Here is a 14,048-nt window from a genome sequence, read left to right as displayed (position 1 = left end):
TAACTTTCGTTTCCTGATATTAACTAATAGTTTCCGGTTAATATTTTTCACAAAGGGTGGGTGATAATATTGTGGTTATTCATAGCCAGAGGCGACCCGTCCGTGAAAAAGAAAACAAGCACTCCCATGCCCCACGATGCCATATTCCGCCAGTTTTTGGCGCAGCCGGAAATTGCCCGTGATTTTATTGAAACCCACCTTCCGGTAGCGCTGCGCGAACTTTGCGATCTCAACACGCTGAAGCTGGAGTCGGGCTCATTTGTTGAGGATGATCTTCGCCAGTATTTCAGCGATGTGCTCTACAGCCTGAAAACGGTGGCGGGTGACGGGTATATCCATGTCCTGATTGAGCATCAGTCCACGCCGGATAAACATATGGCATTCAGGCTACTACGCTACGCGGTGGCAGCAATGCAGCGCCATCTTGAAGCCGGCAACCCCAAACTGCCGCTGGTGATACCGATATTGTTCTATGCGGGTAAACGCAGTCCCTATCCCTATTCCACCAACTGGCTGCAGGAATTTGCGGATCCGCAACGGGCAGGTAAACTCTATAGCAGTGATTTTCCGCTGGTTGACGTCACGGTTATTCCGGACGAGGAAATAGCCGGTCACCGCAGTATGGCCGCCCTGACCCTGCTGCAAAAGCACATTCATCAACGTGATATGGCGGAGCTGACTGACAGACTGGCTGCAATTCTGCTGGCCGGATATCTTTCTTCAACGCAGGTAGTATCGCTGATACACTATATCGTACAGGCAGGCGAATCGTCAGATGCAGAAGCCTTTATATGTGGACTGGCACAGCGGGTGCCGCAACACGGAGAAGTACTGATGACCATTGCACAACAGCTTGAAAAAAAAGGCATTAAAACGGGCCTGCAAAAGGGTCTGGAACAAGGACTGGAACAGGGTCTGGAACAAGGTCTCCAGCTTGGGAGAGAAGAAGGGCGTTTTGAAGGCGAGCGTAAAGCTACGCTGAAAATCGCAATGGCCATGCTGCAGAATGGAATAGATCGCAATACCGTGATGAAAATGACCGGACTTTCAGAAGACGAACTGGCTAAAATTCAACATTGATCGGCCTTATTAGTTATGTTTATCTGATGAGTCGGAGCGCTGCCGGATAACGTAAATGCGTCACATCGGCCTGACGGAAGAAATGAAAGTTTTTTCACCGTTGTCGGCGAAAATAACAGGAGTATCTGCACAAAAAATATATTCCCGGCAGATACTCCATCAATATTAGTTGCTGTTCTGCTGCACCGGAGGTTGAGTATTGCTTCCCGGCTGCGATTTTAAAATACGCTGCGAAGCGCTGTTACGCTGCTCCTGAACTTTACGCTGTAGATCCTGGCTCTGGCGCTGCTGATCGGCCTGCAGCTTGAGCTGTTGCTGAGCCTGCTGCGTCTGCATCTGTGACTGAACGCGCTGCGTGCTCGGGTTATACCCCGGCTGATTTGGATCGTTGGTGTTGTTTAGCATGTTTGCCATGCCGCTTAGCGGTGCCAGTGCGGCAAAAATGATTAGCCATTTCATAAAACGCCCTCCTTGTTTCGATACCTAATTATATCCCAGACATACCTGCGTCACTCCAGGAGTTGACTGATTTAGACGAGACTTCGCCTTTTCTGTTATTTCGTGCACACTTAGCCTGGGTAAATAAACGTAAATAATAATGTTAAGGGGTATAAATGAGCAGACAGGGCATGATGGGGCGGTTTGCAGGATCGCTGATAGTGAGTGTGTTATTTTTACAGGGCGCAACGGCCGCTCCTGCGACAGCGCCCGTTTCTTATGGCGTGGAAGCGGATACGTTCCACCCGGTTAAGGAACAGCACGGGATGGTATCGTCGGTTGACGCCCTGGCGACCCAGGTTGGCGTGGACATTCTAAAACAGGGCGGTAACGCCGTTGATGCCGCCGTTGCCGTAGGCTATGCGCTGGCGGTGACCCACCCTCAGGCTGGAAATCTTGGTGGTGGGGGATTCATGCTGCTGCGCACCGCCTCCGGGCACACCACGGCCATCGATTTCCGCGAAATGGCACCGACCCATGCCAGCCGCGATATGTTCCTTGATGCTCAGGGTAATGCCGACAGTAAAAAATCGCTGACTTCGCCCCTGGCCTCCGGCGTTCCCGGTACGGTTGCAGGCCTGGCGCTGGCGAATAAAGAGTACGGTACGCTGCCGCTCAGCCGCCTGATCGCACCGGCCATTGCGTTAGCCCGTAAAGGGATTGTGGTTGACCAAGCGCTGGCAGACGATCTTAACGTCTATGGCAAAGAGGTGTTGATAAATCATCCCAACAGTAAGGCAATCTTTTACCGCCCGGATGGAACGCCCTGGAAGCGTGGCGAAACGCTGGTACAGCGAAATTTGGCGCACAGCCTGACGCTGATTGCGAGGCAGGGACCTGAAGCCTTTTATAAAGGTGAAATAGCCGACCAGATCGCCAGTGAAATGGCGGCCCACGGTGGCCTGATTGGCAAGGCGGACCTGGCGAACTACCGGGCCATTGAACGCAAGCCCATCAGCGGCACCTACCGTGGATATGAAGTCTATTCCATGCCGCCGCCGTCCTCTGGCGGGATCCATATCGTGCAGATCCTGAACATTCTCGAAAACTTCGATTTGGCGAAAATGGGCTTCGGAAGCGCAGATGCCATGCAGGTGATGGCCGAAGCGGAAAAATATGCCTACGCCGATCGCTCTGAATATCTTGGCGATCCCGACTTCGTTAAGGTGCCGTGGCAGGCGCTGACCAGCAAAGCATATGCTAAATCGCTGGCGCAGAAAATTGACGTAAATACGGCACGGCCTTCCGCGGAAATAAAGCCGGGCAAGCTGGCCCCCTACGAGAGCAACCAAACCACTCACTTCTCCGTCGTGGACAAGCAGGGGAATGCGGTGGCGGTCACCTACACCCTGAATACCTATTTTGGCAGCGGGATCGTCGCGGGCAACAGTGGCATCCTGATGAATAATGAGATGGATGACTTCTCCGCTAAACCGGGGACACCGAACGTTTATGGCCTGGTCGGCGGTGAAGCCAACGCCGTGCAGCCTTACAAACGACCACTATCATCTATGTCACCGACCATCATCGCGAAGGGAGGGAAAACCTGGCTGGTAACGGGCAGCCCTGGCGGCAGCCGCATCATTACCACCGTGCTGCAAATGGTCGTGAACAGTATTGATTTCGGCATGAACGTCGCCGAAGCGACCAATGCACCCCGATTCCACCATCAGTGGTTGCCCGATCAGCTGCGCGTGGAGAAAGGATTTAGCCCTGATACGTTGAAGCTGCTGGAAGCCAGAGGACAGCATGTGAAAGTCATGCCAACCATGGGCAGCACCCAGAGCATTATGATCGGCCCGGACGGTATGCTCTATGGCGCATCCGATCCGCGCGCGATTGATGACCTGACGGCCGGGTATTAACCTTACTCCTGCCGAATGACGTGCTCATTACTGCCAAACGGGTACGTCTGACCAACAGCGACGGCGTCCGGATTGCCGTCGCTTTTCTTTTATCTCACCGGCAAAAGAAAAGCGACCCGAAGGAGTTACTCCTTCAGGCGGGCCATATAGAGGGCATCGGTCTGCTGACCGTTGCGTACGGCGAAGCGTCGTGCAAGCCCTTCGGTTTCAAAACCAAAATGCTGATACAGCGCGATCGCACGGGCGTTATCCGCAAACACCGTCAGCTCAATACGATCGACGCTCAGCCAGTTATCGCAGAGATTAATCATCTCCTGCATTAATGCCCGTGCAACTCCCTTCCCGCGATGATGAAAATCCACGCACAGACCAAAGGTAGCGGAATGGCGACGCCGCGCCCGCTGGTAAACCTCCAGGGTGAGATCGCCCACCACCTGACCATCAATACAGGCCACCAGCCGCTGCGTGCCAGGAGGAGTATTTTCCACGCGTTCCTGCCACAGCTTGAGTGAGGGGTGAGGGATTTGCAGCGTGTCGGCATAGGTTTCCGGCTGGCTCAGGATGCGATGCAGGGCGGCGGCATCGCCACTCAGGGCATGGCGAATCACAATCTCACTCATTTTATCTCCTTTTTTTAAACGGGCAATCCCCTTAAACATCAGGGGCACTGACAATAAAATCAAGAAAAAAACTTTACAGACGCGAATGATAATGATTATTATTGTCATGCGTTTTCGACATGGGCTTCACGGACCAGTCGGAGAAGCACGACATTGCTCACATTGCTTCCGGTATTACTTAGCCAGCTCGGGTGCTGGCTTTTTTTTGCCCGTCATATCTCCACGTCAAAATGTCTGAAAAGCGCCGCTTTTCTCTGTCGAATTATTTGAACAGAGAAGACAATTTTCTCCGCTATCATCCTGTTCATAACCGGTCCAGACTGGATTAAAACATTGAAGAGGATTGAATATGATCTATATACGTAAGGCACAGGAGCGCGGCCACGCTAATCACGGCTGGCTGGACAGCTATCACACTTTCTCCTTCGCTAACTATTATGACGCTGATTTTATGGGCTTCTCGGCGCTGCGGGTTATTAACGAAGATGTAATCGATGCAGGTCAGGGCTTTGGTACCCATCCGCACAAAGATATGGAGATCCTGACCTACGTGCTCTCCGGTACCGTTGAGCACGAAGACAGCATGGGCAATAAAGAGCAGATCCCGGCGGGTGAGTTCCAGATTATGAGTGCCGGTACCGGCGTGCGTCACTCTGAATACAACGCCAGTGAAGAGGTGCCGCTGCACCTGTATCAGATCTGGATCATCCCGCAGGAAACCGGGATTGAACCGCGATACGCACAGCGCCGGTTCGATGATGTTCAGGGGCGTCAGCTGGTGCTGTCACCGGATGCGCGCGACGGTTCGCTGAAGGTTTTCCAGGACATGACGCTCTCTCGCTGGGCGTTTAAACCGGGCGAGCAGGGGAGTGCTACGGTAGATGCGGGTCGCCGCATCTGGATCCAGGTGGTCAGGGGTGATGTCACCGTTAACGGCGCAGCGGCATCTACCAGTGATGCGTTTGCCATCTGGGATGAGGAACTGCTGAGCATCAATGCCGCCAGCGAGGCTGAAATCCTGCTGTTCGATCTCCCACCTGTCTGATCCGTCACACTTTGGGCGCGGTTATCCGCGCCCTGCACCGTTTTCCCTTCAGTTTTGTTACACTCACCCTATCTCCCTCCATGACCTGATATAACCATGAAGAAAAAAAGACCGGTGCTACAGGATGTTGCCGATCGCGTGGGCATCACCAAAATGACTGTGAGCCGCTATCTGCGCAACCCTGAGCGGGTTTCTGCCGCCCTTCAAATCCGCATTGCTGAAGCGCTGGATGAGCTGGACTACATTCCCAACCGGGCGCCGGACATTCTTTCAAACGCCACCAGCAGGGCGATTGGCGTACTGCTGCCCTCGCTGACTAACCAGGTATTTGCCGATGTACTGCGCGGTATTGAAGCGGTGACCGATGCGGCGGGTTATCAGACCATGCTGGGCCATTTCGGTTACAGTCCTGAAAAGGAAGAGCTGCAAATCCGCTCGCTGCTGGGCTGGAATATTGACGGGCTGATTCTGAGTGAACGCACCCATACCCCAGCGAGCCTGCGCATGATCGAAACGGCAGGCATACCGGTGCTGGAGATGATGGACTGCATCTCTCCCTGCGTGGATATGGCAGTCGGTTTTGACAACGTTGAGGCCGCGCGCCAGATGACGCGGGCCATTCTGCGTAAGGGACACCGCAATACGGTCTATCTGGGCGCCCGGCTGGATGAGCGTACCCTGCTTAAGCATCAGGGCTACGAGCTGGCGATGCGGGAAGCTGGACTGACCCCACGCAGCGTGATGATGGAAGAGGCGTCATCGTTCTCAATGGGCGGCCTGCTGTTAAAAGAGGCTCAGACACGCTATCCCGATGCCGACAGCCTGTTCTGCACCAATGACGATCTGGCAGTCGGCGCGATGTTTGAATGCCAGCGGCAGGGATTACGCGTACCGCAGGATATGGCGATTGCGGGCTTTCACGGACACGATATTACCCAGGTAGTCACCCCGCAGCTCGCGACAGTCATGACCCCTCGTGAGCAGATGGGAAAGGCGTCGGCTGCGCTGCTGCTGGCGAGGATCCGCGGTGACCATGCCGAGGCGGAGCCGATAAATGTGGGCTTCACCCTTTTCGAAGGGGGCAGCATTTAACCCCCGTTGTTGATTCCTGTGCCTGAAGGGGCAGCATTAAGCTGCTCACCCGCTGCTTTGATCCTTTGTGCGAAATTGTTCCTAAACTGTCAATTGTTTGAACCACTTCACAGATACCAGCTTTTTCCTCCACAGCTGTTGCCCTGGCAGGCGCGCCACCAGACAATGTTACCGATAACACCCTGAACCTGATTGCGAACCTTAAATCAGCCGGGTCACGAGAATTACCTGCCGGAGCAACACTCATGAAAACATCCCCTTCGTCCAATCACGTTTTTGTGCTGATGGGCGTATCCGGAAGCGGCAAATCAGCCGTTGCCAATGCCGTGGCGTACCTGCTGAAAGCGGCTTTCCTCGACGGTGATTTCCTTCATCCTCGCGCGAACATTGAGAAAATGTCTGAAGGACATCCGCTGAACGATGACGATCGTAAACCCTGGCTGACGGCAATTAACGATGCGGCATTCGCGATGCAGCGCACCAATGCTGTCTCACTGATCGTCTGTTCTGCGCTGAAAAAGAGCTACCGGGACATTCTGCGTAAGGGTAATGAAAACCTTTCATTTGTTTATCTGCGTGGAGACTTCGACACCATCGAATCGCGCCTGCGTGCGCGTAAAGGTCATTTCTTTAAGCCACAGATGCTGGTGACGCAGTTTGCCACGCTGGAAGAGCCCGCAGGCGACGAGCACGACGTGCTGGTTGTAGACATTAATCAGACGCTGGATGAGGTTGTGGCGAACACCATTACCACCATCAACGGCGCAATCAATAAGACTCAATAGGCTGCCATGGCTACTGCAACGCTGGTATTAACCGCGGCAGGTTCCGTATTGCTGCTGCTGTTTCTGGTCATGAAAGCGCGGATGCACGCCTTTGTGGCGCTGATGTTAGTTTCGGTGGGTGCCGGTCTGTTCTCCGGTATGCCGCTGGATAAAATTGCCGACACCATGCAAAAAGGCATGGGCGGCACGCTGGGCTTTCTGGCGATTGTGGTCGCGCTTGGCGCGATGTTCGGTAAAATTCTGCATGAAACCGGCGCGGTCGATCAGATAGCGATTAAGATGCTGAAAACCTTCGGCGAAAGCCGTGCGCATTACGCTATGGGGATCGCCGGACTGATCTGCGCGCTGCCGCTGTTTTTTGAAGTGGCTGTCGTCCTGTTGATAAGCATCGCCTTTGCGGTCGCGCGTCGTACTCAGGATAATCTGGTCAAGCTGGTTATCCCTCTGTTTGCCGGGGTGGCCGCGTCTGCTGCCTTTCTGCTACCGGGGCCGGCACCCATGCTGCTGGCGTCGCAGATGCATGCGGACTTCGGCTGGATGATTCTGCTGGGCCTGTGTGCGGCGATCCCGAGCATGTTAATTGCCGGGCCGCTATTCGGTAACTTTATCAGCCGCCGCGTCACCTTTTCGCTCCCGGCAGAGACCAGCCATCCTGAATTTGAAGAAAGCAAGTTGCCCTCTTTTGGCTTTAGTCTCTCGCTGATCCTGTTTCCACTGATCCTCGTCGGACTGAAAACCATCGGGGCGCGCTTTACCGAGCAGGGCAGTACGCTGTATGAGTGGCTGGAGTTTATCGGGCATCCCTTTATTGCCATCCTGCTGGCCTGTCTGGTCGCTATCTACGGCCTGGCTTACCGTCAGGGAATGGATAAAGAGCGGGTGATGCAGATCTGCGGCAGTGCGCTTCAGCCTGCGGGAATTATTCTGCTGGTGATTGGGGCCGGTGGCGTGTTTAAGCAGGTGCTGGTGGATTCTGGCGTCGGCCCGGCGTTGGGGAATGCCCTGACCGGCGCGGGTCTGCCGGTGGCGCTGGCCTGCTTTATTCTTGCTGCCGCGGTGAGGATTATTCAGGGCTCAGCAACCGTTGCCTGTCTGACCGCCGTCGGTTTGATTATGCCGGTGATTGAGCCGTTGCATTATTCCGGCGCGCAGATGGCCGCCCTGTCTATTTGCATTGCCGGTGGTTCAATTGTGGTGAGTCACGTTAATGATGCCGGCTTCTGGCTTTTTGGCCGTTTTACCGGCGCCACGGAAGCGCAAACGCTGAAGACCTGGACGCTGATGGAAACCATTCTCGGCACCGTTGGTGCAGTGGTCGGTATGATTGCGTTTGAGATACTTTCCTGACGTTTGAGAGGGTATTAACAGGGGCGTTGGGATGATATCTGCTGTTACGGTGAATAATCTCAGCGTTCGCAGGCCAGTCATACAAGCTGCACTATTCGCGATGCCGGTGGACAATCCCAGCGTTTGCCGGGCGTCCTCGCGCCAGGCTTTGCCTGGTGCCTTTGGCTCCGACTCCCGGCCGGACGGCCCGGTCGCGAGCGGGCGTCCTGCCCGCCGCTCCCTGAGAGCAGCATCCCTGCTGCCCTCGCCTGGCCCTCCGTCTTCGCCGCAGCGCTGCGGATTGCCCGTCAACCGCAGGGATTGTCCACCTCTCAGGCTTTTGAGTTGCTTTTACCCGCAGCCAGCACAATGTTAAAGGAGCAGGCGGGCGGGTACGGGTGACTGGCAATCTGCAGCGCTGAGGGCAGGGAGGAAGACCCGGATGGGCCAGCAGGCGACGGTAGCGACTCTTTAGCGAAAAGGTTTTCTTATTTGCAGGTTTTTTTCCGCAATAAAACCGGATAAAGAGTTTCCTGAAACCCCGGAACCGTTGTTACCCGCAGTCAGCACAATGCAAAAGGAGCAGGCGGGTGGGGCCCGGTGACAGGCATTCCGCAGCGCTGAGTGAAGGGAGGAAGACCCGGATGGGCCAGCAGGGATGCTGGCACAAGGGCATGCCGGGACAGGGATGTCCCGTCATACCCGGTCCGAAAGGTCGACGAGCGGAGCGAAGGGACCGCGCCACGCGCGGCGCGAGGACCGCCAGGCACCGGGCCCCACCCGTAGGCGACACCCCCGAACTTCGCAGCACCGGGACCACCCGTAGGCGACACCTCCGAACTTTGCAGCACCGGGCCCCACCCGTAGGCGACACCCCCGAACTTCGCAGCACCGGGCCCCACCCGTAGGCGACACCCCCGAACTTCGCAGCACCGGGCCCCACCCGTAGGCGACACCCCCGAACTTCGCAGCACCGGGACCACCCGTAGGCGACACCCCCGAACTTCGCAGCACCGGGCCCCACCCGTAGGCGACACCCCCGAACTTTGCAGAACCGGGTCCGCCCCCAGCCTCACCGCTAACGCGGCAAAACGCGTTAAATCTTCAGATAGGCGCGGATCCCATCCAAAAACATCTGGGTCGCCAGCATAATCAGGATCAGTCCCATCAACCTCTCCAGTGCATTAACGCCCTTCTCGCCCAGCAGGCGTAAAAATAGCCCCGACAGCAGCAGAATCACTACCGTGGTCCCCCAGGCAAACAGCAGCGCGCCCACAAGATAGCTCATCCGGTCGGGGTACTGATGTGAAAGCAGCATCAGCGTAGCCAGCAGGGAAGGGCCGGCAACCAGGGGGATCGCCAGCGGTACCAGAAAAGGCTCTTCTCCCGCAGGCAGTCCGGTACTGCTACTCTCCGGCGAAGGGAAAATCATTTTGATAGCGATCAGGAACAGAATAATTCCCCCGGAAATCGACACGGTCTCGGTACGCAGATTCAGAAAGACGAGAATTTTCTCGCCGGCGAATAAAAACAGCAGCATGATCACCAGCGCAATCAGCATTTCGCGGATCAGCACCACCCGTCGACGTTTCGGCTCCAGATGTTTTAAAACCGACATAAAAATCGGCAAATTGCCCAGCGGATCCATAATAAGCAGCAATAATATTGTTGCCGAGATCATTTCAGTCATCGTTGTTGTTCTCGTATTTGCGCAGTTTGCCGCAGGATATAAGCAGCATTGCTAAAAATTTGCCTGCAATCGATTTAATTCACTTGCCACTTTTCCAGCATTTTGTAAGGTAAACGTCAGATCGATCCCTTATCCATTTACTCTAACAGGTCAGGCGCGACTGTCGCAGTCAGATTGCTTACCGCCCGCGCGTTGCGCCCTCCGCGACCTTATCGTTGCGTCACAGGCGCGAATCGCTGCCGGCGAGCAGATGCCAGTAAAGCCCCTGAAGCAGGTACAACATGAAATCAGTTGGATTAATAGGCTGGCGCGGCATGGTTGGCTCCGTGCTGATGCAGCGCATGAGCGAAGAGCGCGACTTTGACGTGATTCGCCCGGTGTTTTTCTCAACCTCGCAGTACGGCCAGGCCGCTCCCGAATTGGGTAGCCAGCCTGCGGGTGTGCTGCAGGATGCTTTTAATATTGATGCGCTGATGGCGCTCGATATCATCATTACCTGTCAGGGCGGGGATTATACCACTGAAATTTATCCAAAACTGCGTGCCGCAGGCTGGCAGGGGTACTGGATCGATGCGGCGTCGACGCTACGCATGGACGACGATGCGCTGATTATTCTCGATCCGGTTAATCACCAGGTTATCCGTCAGGGGCTGGACAAAGGCATTAAAACCTTTGCGGGCGGCAACTGCACCGTCAGCCTGATGCTGATGTCACTGGGCGGCCTGTTCGCCAGCAATCTGGTCGAGTGGGCTTCGGTAGCGACCTACCAGGCCGCATCCGGCGGCGGCGCTCGTCACATGCGTGAGCTGCTAAGCCAGATGGGCATGCTACATAACCATGTGGCGAAAGAGCTCCAGAATCCGGCCTCCGCCATTCTGGATATCGAGCGTAAGGTCACTGAAATGAGCCGCAGTGGCGTATTGCCGACGGACAACTTCGGCGTGCCGCTGGCAGGCAGTCTGATCCCGTGGATAGATAAGCAGCTCGAAAATGGTCAGAGCCGCGAAGAGTGGAAAGGGCAGGCGGAAACCAACAAAATTTTGCAGCCGTCCACACTTATCCCGGTTGACGGGCTCTGCGTACGCGTCGGAGCGCTTCGCTGCCACAGCCAGGCCTTTACGCTAAAGCTGAAAAAAGACGTGCCGCTGCGTGAGATCGAACAGATGCTGGCCGACCACAACGAGTGGGTTAACGTGGTGCCTAACGACCGCGAACTGACGATGCGTGAACTGACGCCTGCCGCCGTTACCGGTACGCTGAAAACCCCGGTTGGCCGCCTGCGTAAGCTCAATATGGGGCCGGACTATCTGTCAGCCTTTACCGTGGGTGACCAGCTACTGTGGGGGGCCGCCGAACCGCTGCGCCGTATGCTGCGCCTGCTGGTCGATTAACATTATTTTTCTCTGCCGGGCAGGCGAAAAACCTGCCCGGCCGCTCCCGCGCTTTACCCCCACCCGCCCACAGCACGTTGTGTTCAAACGCCATTAGCTAAGTTTATCTGTAGCGCTGGCGCGCCTTCACTCGCTTTCTTCCCTGAATTCCCATCGCCAATCTCTGAAAGTTTGATCTGGAAGTCATATTTTTGTCGTTTCGGTGAGGGCTTTAGTGGCGGCTTAGCTATGCTTAAAAAATAGCGTCTTTTAAACATGACTGGAAAGTTTGCCCGTTCTGGTCCAAAAAATTTTTTTGAGTATCCAACTGAATTTGTCGCACGCTGCGGCGGTTTTTCCCACTGGATGGTCACCTCTCCCGTCAGCGTGCTTTTGCTCAATGAAGAGCAGTTCATTCCTGAAATAATTGGGGATCGTCTGCCCTATATCATGGGAAGAAAGTCATGTCCGCGCCTACGGATCGTCAGCTTATTAATGCATTAATTTCGGGTCACTATGCTGATCCTTTTTCGTTACTTGGCATGCATCAGACTGAAAACGGTCTGGAGGTCAGGGCATTGCTGCCTGATGCTACCGAAGTCTGGGTTATTGAAACCAATACCGGGCGTAAGTGCGCTCAGCTTGAATGCCTTGATTCACGCGGGTTCTTCAACAGCATCATTCCCCGTCGCAAAACGCCCTTTCGCTATCAGCTGGCCGTCACCTGGCATGGACAGCAAAACCTGATTGACGATCCCTACCGGTTCGGCCCCCTGCTGGCCGAGATGGATAGCTGGCTGCTGGCGGAGGGTACCCATCTGCGCCCTTATGAAACCATGGGCGCCCATGCGGATGTGATTGATGGCGTGCCCGGTACCCGTTTCTCAGTATGGGCACCGAATGCCCAGCGGGTCGCAGTGGTGGGGGATTTCAACTACTGGGACGGCCGACGCCATCCCATGCGTTTTCGTCGGGAAATTGGCGTCTGGGAGCTGTTTATCCCCGGCGCGGTGACGGGACAGCTCTATAAGTTTGAAATGATTGATGCGCACGGACAGCTGCGCCTCAAGTCGGATCCCTACGCCTTTGAAGCGCAAATGCGGCCGGAAAGCGCGTCAATGATCTGCGGGATCCCGCCCAAGACGGCGATGACGGAAGCGCGTAAGCTGGCGAATGATTTTGATGCGCCGATCTCCATCTATGAAGTACATCTGGGATCCTGGCGGCGTCATACCGACAATAATTTCTGGCTGAGCTACAAGGAGCTGGCCGAGCAGCTTATCCCCTATGTGAAGGAGATGGGCTTTACCCATCTGGAGCTGATGCCGATTAACGAGCATCCGTTTGACGGCAGCTGGGGATATCAGCCTACCGGCATGTATGCGCCAACGCGCCGCTTTGGCACCCGCGACGAGTTTCGTAATTTTATCGCCGTCGCTCACCAGGCGGGGCTGAATGTCCTGCTGGACTGGGTGCCGGGCCACTTCCCGTCCGATGATTTCGGTCTGGCCAGGTTCGACGGCACCGAGCTCTATGAGCATGGCGACCCGCGTGAAGGCTACCATCAGGACTGGAATACCCTGATCTACAATTTTGGCCGCCGTGAGGTCAGCAATTACCTGGCCGGTAACGCGCTCTACTGGATCGAACGCTTTGGCATAGACGGGCTGCGTGTTGACGCCGTGGCCTCAATGATCCATCGCGACTACAGCCGCGCCGAAGGGGAGTGGGTGCCGAATCATCTGGGTGGGCGAGAAAATCTCGAAGCCATCGAATTTCTGCGCTACACCAACCGAACGCTGGGCCAGACGGTTCCTGGTTCGGTCACCCTGGCCGAAGAGTCAACTGACTTCCCGGGCGTAACGCGTCCACCTGAGTCGGGCGGCCTGGGCTTCTGGTACAAGTGGAATCTGGGCTGGATGCACGACACCCTGGATTATATGAAGCTGGACCCGATATACCGCAAGCACCATCACAACAACCTGACCTTCGGCATGCTCTATAACAGCACCGAAAATTTTGTGCTGCCGCTTTCGCATGATGAGGTGGTCCACGGTAAAAAGTCGATCCTCGGCAGAATGCCCGGCGATGCGTGGCAGAAATTCGCCAACCTGCGGGCCTATTACGGCTGGATGTTCGCTTATCCGGGCAAAAAGCTGCTGTTTATGGGCAACGAATTCGCCCAGGGCAAGGAGTGGAATCACGATATCAGCCTGGACTGGCATCTGCTGGAGGGCGGAGACAACTTCCACCATGGCGTGCAGCGGCTGGTGAAGGATCTGAACCACACCTATCGCGATAATCCGCCGCTCTATCAGCTCGACTTTGATCCCGCCGGTTTTGAATGGCTGGTGGTGGATGACTTTGAGAATTCCATTTTTGTTTTTGTCCGTCGTGACCGCGAGGGCAATGAGCTGATCGTCGCCAGTAACTTTACGCCGGTCACCCGACATCACTATCGCTTTGGCGTGACGCAGCCGGGTAGCTGGCGTGAAATCCTTAATACCGACTCGGGGCATTATCACGGCAGCAACACGGGTAACCTGGGGGTGATTCACTCCGAGGCACATCCCAGCCACCATCGCGATCATTCGCTCAGTATGACGCTGCCGCCCCTGTCCACGGTGTGGCTGGTCAGGGAGCCAGCGTGAATCGGGTCCTGCCGGGAAGATCCGCG

12 protein-coding genes are annotated in these 14,048 nt (G+C 55.6%); 8 read left to right on the top strand and 4 right to left on the bottom strand.

Annotated features, from left to right (window positions below; all coding sequences use genetic code 11):
• Positions 1-102 precede the first annotated feature (102 nt).
• The gene (locus tag AAGR22_RS20490) at positions 103-1,080 is read left to right on the top strand and encodes an Rpn family recombination-promoting nuclease/putative transposase (protein WP_345829321.1); all 978 of its coding nucleotides are present in this window, start codon (positions 103-105) and stop codon (positions 1,078-1,080) included.
• A gap of 165 nt (positions 1,081-1,245) precedes the next feature.
• Here AAGR22_RS20490 and AAGR22_RS20485 read toward each other — a convergent pair whose 3' ends face one another.
• Positions 1,246-1,539: a DUF2756 domain-containing protein gene (locus AAGR22_RS20485; RefSeq protein WP_067699951.1), complete on the bottom strand. Its 294-nt coding sequence runs from the start codon at positions 1,537-1,539 to the stop codon at positions 1,246-1,248.
• A gap of 155 nt (positions 1,540-1,694) precedes the next feature.
• On the opposite strand from AAGR22_RS20485, the gene ggt reads away from it, so the two are divergent.
• The gene (gene ggt, locus AAGR22_RS20480; protein ID WP_345829320.1) at positions 1,695-3,443 is read left to right on the top strand and encodes a gamma-glutamyltransferase; all 1,749 of its coding nucleotides are present in this window, start codon (positions 1,695-1,697) and stop codon (positions 3,441-3,443) included.
• Between the two features lie 125 nt (positions 3,444-3,568).
• On the opposite strand, the gene AAGR22_RS20475 is transcribed toward ggt, so the two are convergent.
• Positions 3,569-4,063 carry a GNAT family N-acetyltransferase gene (locus AAGR22_RS20475; protein WP_067699944.1) on the bottom strand — a complete coding sequence of 165 codons (495 nt, stop codon included), beginning with the start codon at positions 4,061-4,063 and terminating at the stop codon, positions 3,569-3,571.
• A gap of 349 nt (positions 4,064-4,412) precedes the next feature.
• Here AAGR22_RS20475 and AAGR22_RS20470 point away from each other — a divergent pair, with 349 nt between their 5' ends.
• From AAGR22_RS20470 to gntU, 4 genes are all read left to right on the top strand, one after another.
• A complete protein-coding gene (locus tag AAGR22_RS20470; RefSeq protein WP_067699941.1) occupies positions 4,413-5,108 on the top strand; it encodes a pirin family protein in 696 nt (231 codons plus the stop codon).
• A gap of 96 nt (positions 5,109-5,204) precedes the next feature.
• Positions 5,205-6,200: a gluconate operon transcriptional repressor GntR gene (gene gntR, locus AAGR22_RS20465; protein ID WP_345829316.1), complete on the top strand. Its 996-nt coding sequence runs from the start codon at positions 5,205-5,207 to the stop codon at positions 6,198-6,200.
• A 245-nt stretch (positions 6,201-6,445) separates the two neighbouring features.
• Entirely contained in the window at positions 6,446-6,985 is a 540-nt protein-coding gene (gene gntK / locus AAGR22_RS20460) for a gluconokinase (RefSeq protein WP_345829314.1), read from the top strand.
• A gap of 6 nt (positions 6,986-6,991) precedes the next feature.
• The gene (gene gntU, locus AAGR22_RS20455) at positions 6,992-8,332 is read left to right on the top strand and encodes a gluconate transporter (RefSeq protein WP_067699935.1); all 1,341 of its coding nucleotides are present in this window, start codon (positions 6,992-6,994) and stop codon (positions 8,330-8,332) included.
• Positions 8,333-9,407: 1,075 nt separating this feature from the next.
• Here gntU and AAGR22_RS20450 read toward each other — a convergent pair.
• The gene (locus AAGR22_RS20450; protein WP_067699932.1) at positions 9,408-10,001 is read right to left on the bottom strand and encodes a YhgN family NAAT transporter; all 594 of its coding nucleotides are present in this window, start codon (positions 9,999-10,001) and stop codon (positions 9,408-9,410) included.
• 281 nt (positions 10,002-10,282) lie between these two features.
• Here AAGR22_RS20450 and asd point away from each other — a divergent pair, with 281 nt between their 5' ends.
• Positions 10,283-11,392: an aspartate-semialdehyde dehydrogenase gene (asd, locus tag AAGR22_RS20445; RefSeq protein WP_067699930.1), complete on the top strand. Its 1,110-nt coding sequence runs from the start codon at positions 10,283-10,285 to the stop codon at positions 11,390-11,392.
• 83 nt (positions 11,393-11,475) lie between these two features.
• Here asd and AAGR22_RS20440 read toward each other — a convergent pair whose 3' ends face one another.
• Positions 11,476-11,772, bottom strand: a complete 297-nt coding sequence (locus AAGR22_RS20440) for a hypothetical protein (protein ID WP_156484900.1) — start codon at positions 11,770-11,772, stop codon at positions 11,476-11,478.
• Between the two features lie 63 nt (positions 11,773-11,835).
• On the opposite strand from AAGR22_RS20440, the gene glgB reads away from it, so the two are divergent.
• Positions 11,836-14,022 (top strand): 1,4-alpha-glucan branching enzyme, encoded by a 2,187-nt coding sequence (glgB, locus tag AAGR22_RS20435; protein WP_345829310.1) that lies wholly within the window; start codon positions 11,836-11,838, stop codon positions 14,020-14,022.
• Positions 14,023-14,048 lie beyond the last annotated feature (26 nt).

This window comes from Erwinia sp. HDF1-3R (assembly GCF_039621855.1).
Classification (GTDB): domain Bacteria; phylum Pseudomonadota; class Gammaproteobacteria; order Enterobacterales; family Enterobacteriaceae; genus Erwinia.
Note: the sequence above shows the minus strand (reverse complement) of the source record. Positions and strands in the feature narration are given on the sequence as shown.

Excerpts from the sequence above, each read along its gene's own strand:
- AAGR22_RS20470 (WP_067699941.1), top strand. The coding sequence starts at position 4,413 with ATGATCTATATACGTAAGGCACAGGAGCGCGGCCACGCTAATCACGGC.
- glgB (WP_345829310.1), top strand. The coding sequence starts at position 11,836 with ATGTCCGCGCCTACGGATCGTCAGCTTATTAATGCATTAATTTCGGGT.
- asd (WP_067699930.1), top strand. The coding sequence starts at position 10,283 with ATGAAATCAGTTGGATTAATAGGCTGGCGCGGCATGGTTGGCTCCGTG.
- gntR (WP_345829316.1), top strand. The coding sequence starts at position 5,205 with ATGAAGAAAAAAAGACCGGTGCTACAGGATGTTGCCGATCGCGTGGGC.
- AAGR22_RS20475 (WP_067699944.1), bottom strand. The coding sequence starts at position 4,063 with ATGAGTGAGATTGTGATTCGCCATGCCCTGAGTGGCGATGCCGCCGCC.
- gntU (WP_067699935.1), top strand. The coding sequence starts at position 6,992 with ATGGCTACTGCAACGCTGGTATTAACCGCGGCAGGTTCCGTATTGCTG.
- AAGR22_RS20450 (WP_067699932.1), bottom strand. The coding sequence starts at position 10,001 with ATGACTGAAATGATCTCGGCAACAATATTATTGCTGCTTATTATGGAT.
- AAGR22_RS20485 (WP_067699951.1), bottom strand. The coding sequence starts at position 1,539 with ATGAAATGGCTAATCATTTTTGCCGCACTGGCACCGCTAAGCGGCATG.
- gntK (WP_345829314.1), top strand. The coding sequence starts at position 6,446 with ATGAAAACATCCCCTTCGTCCAATCACGTTTTTGTGCTGATGGGCGTA.
- ggt (WP_345829320.1), top strand. The coding sequence starts at position 1,695 with ATGAGCAGACAGGGCATGATGGGGCGGTTTGCAGGATCGCTGATAGTG.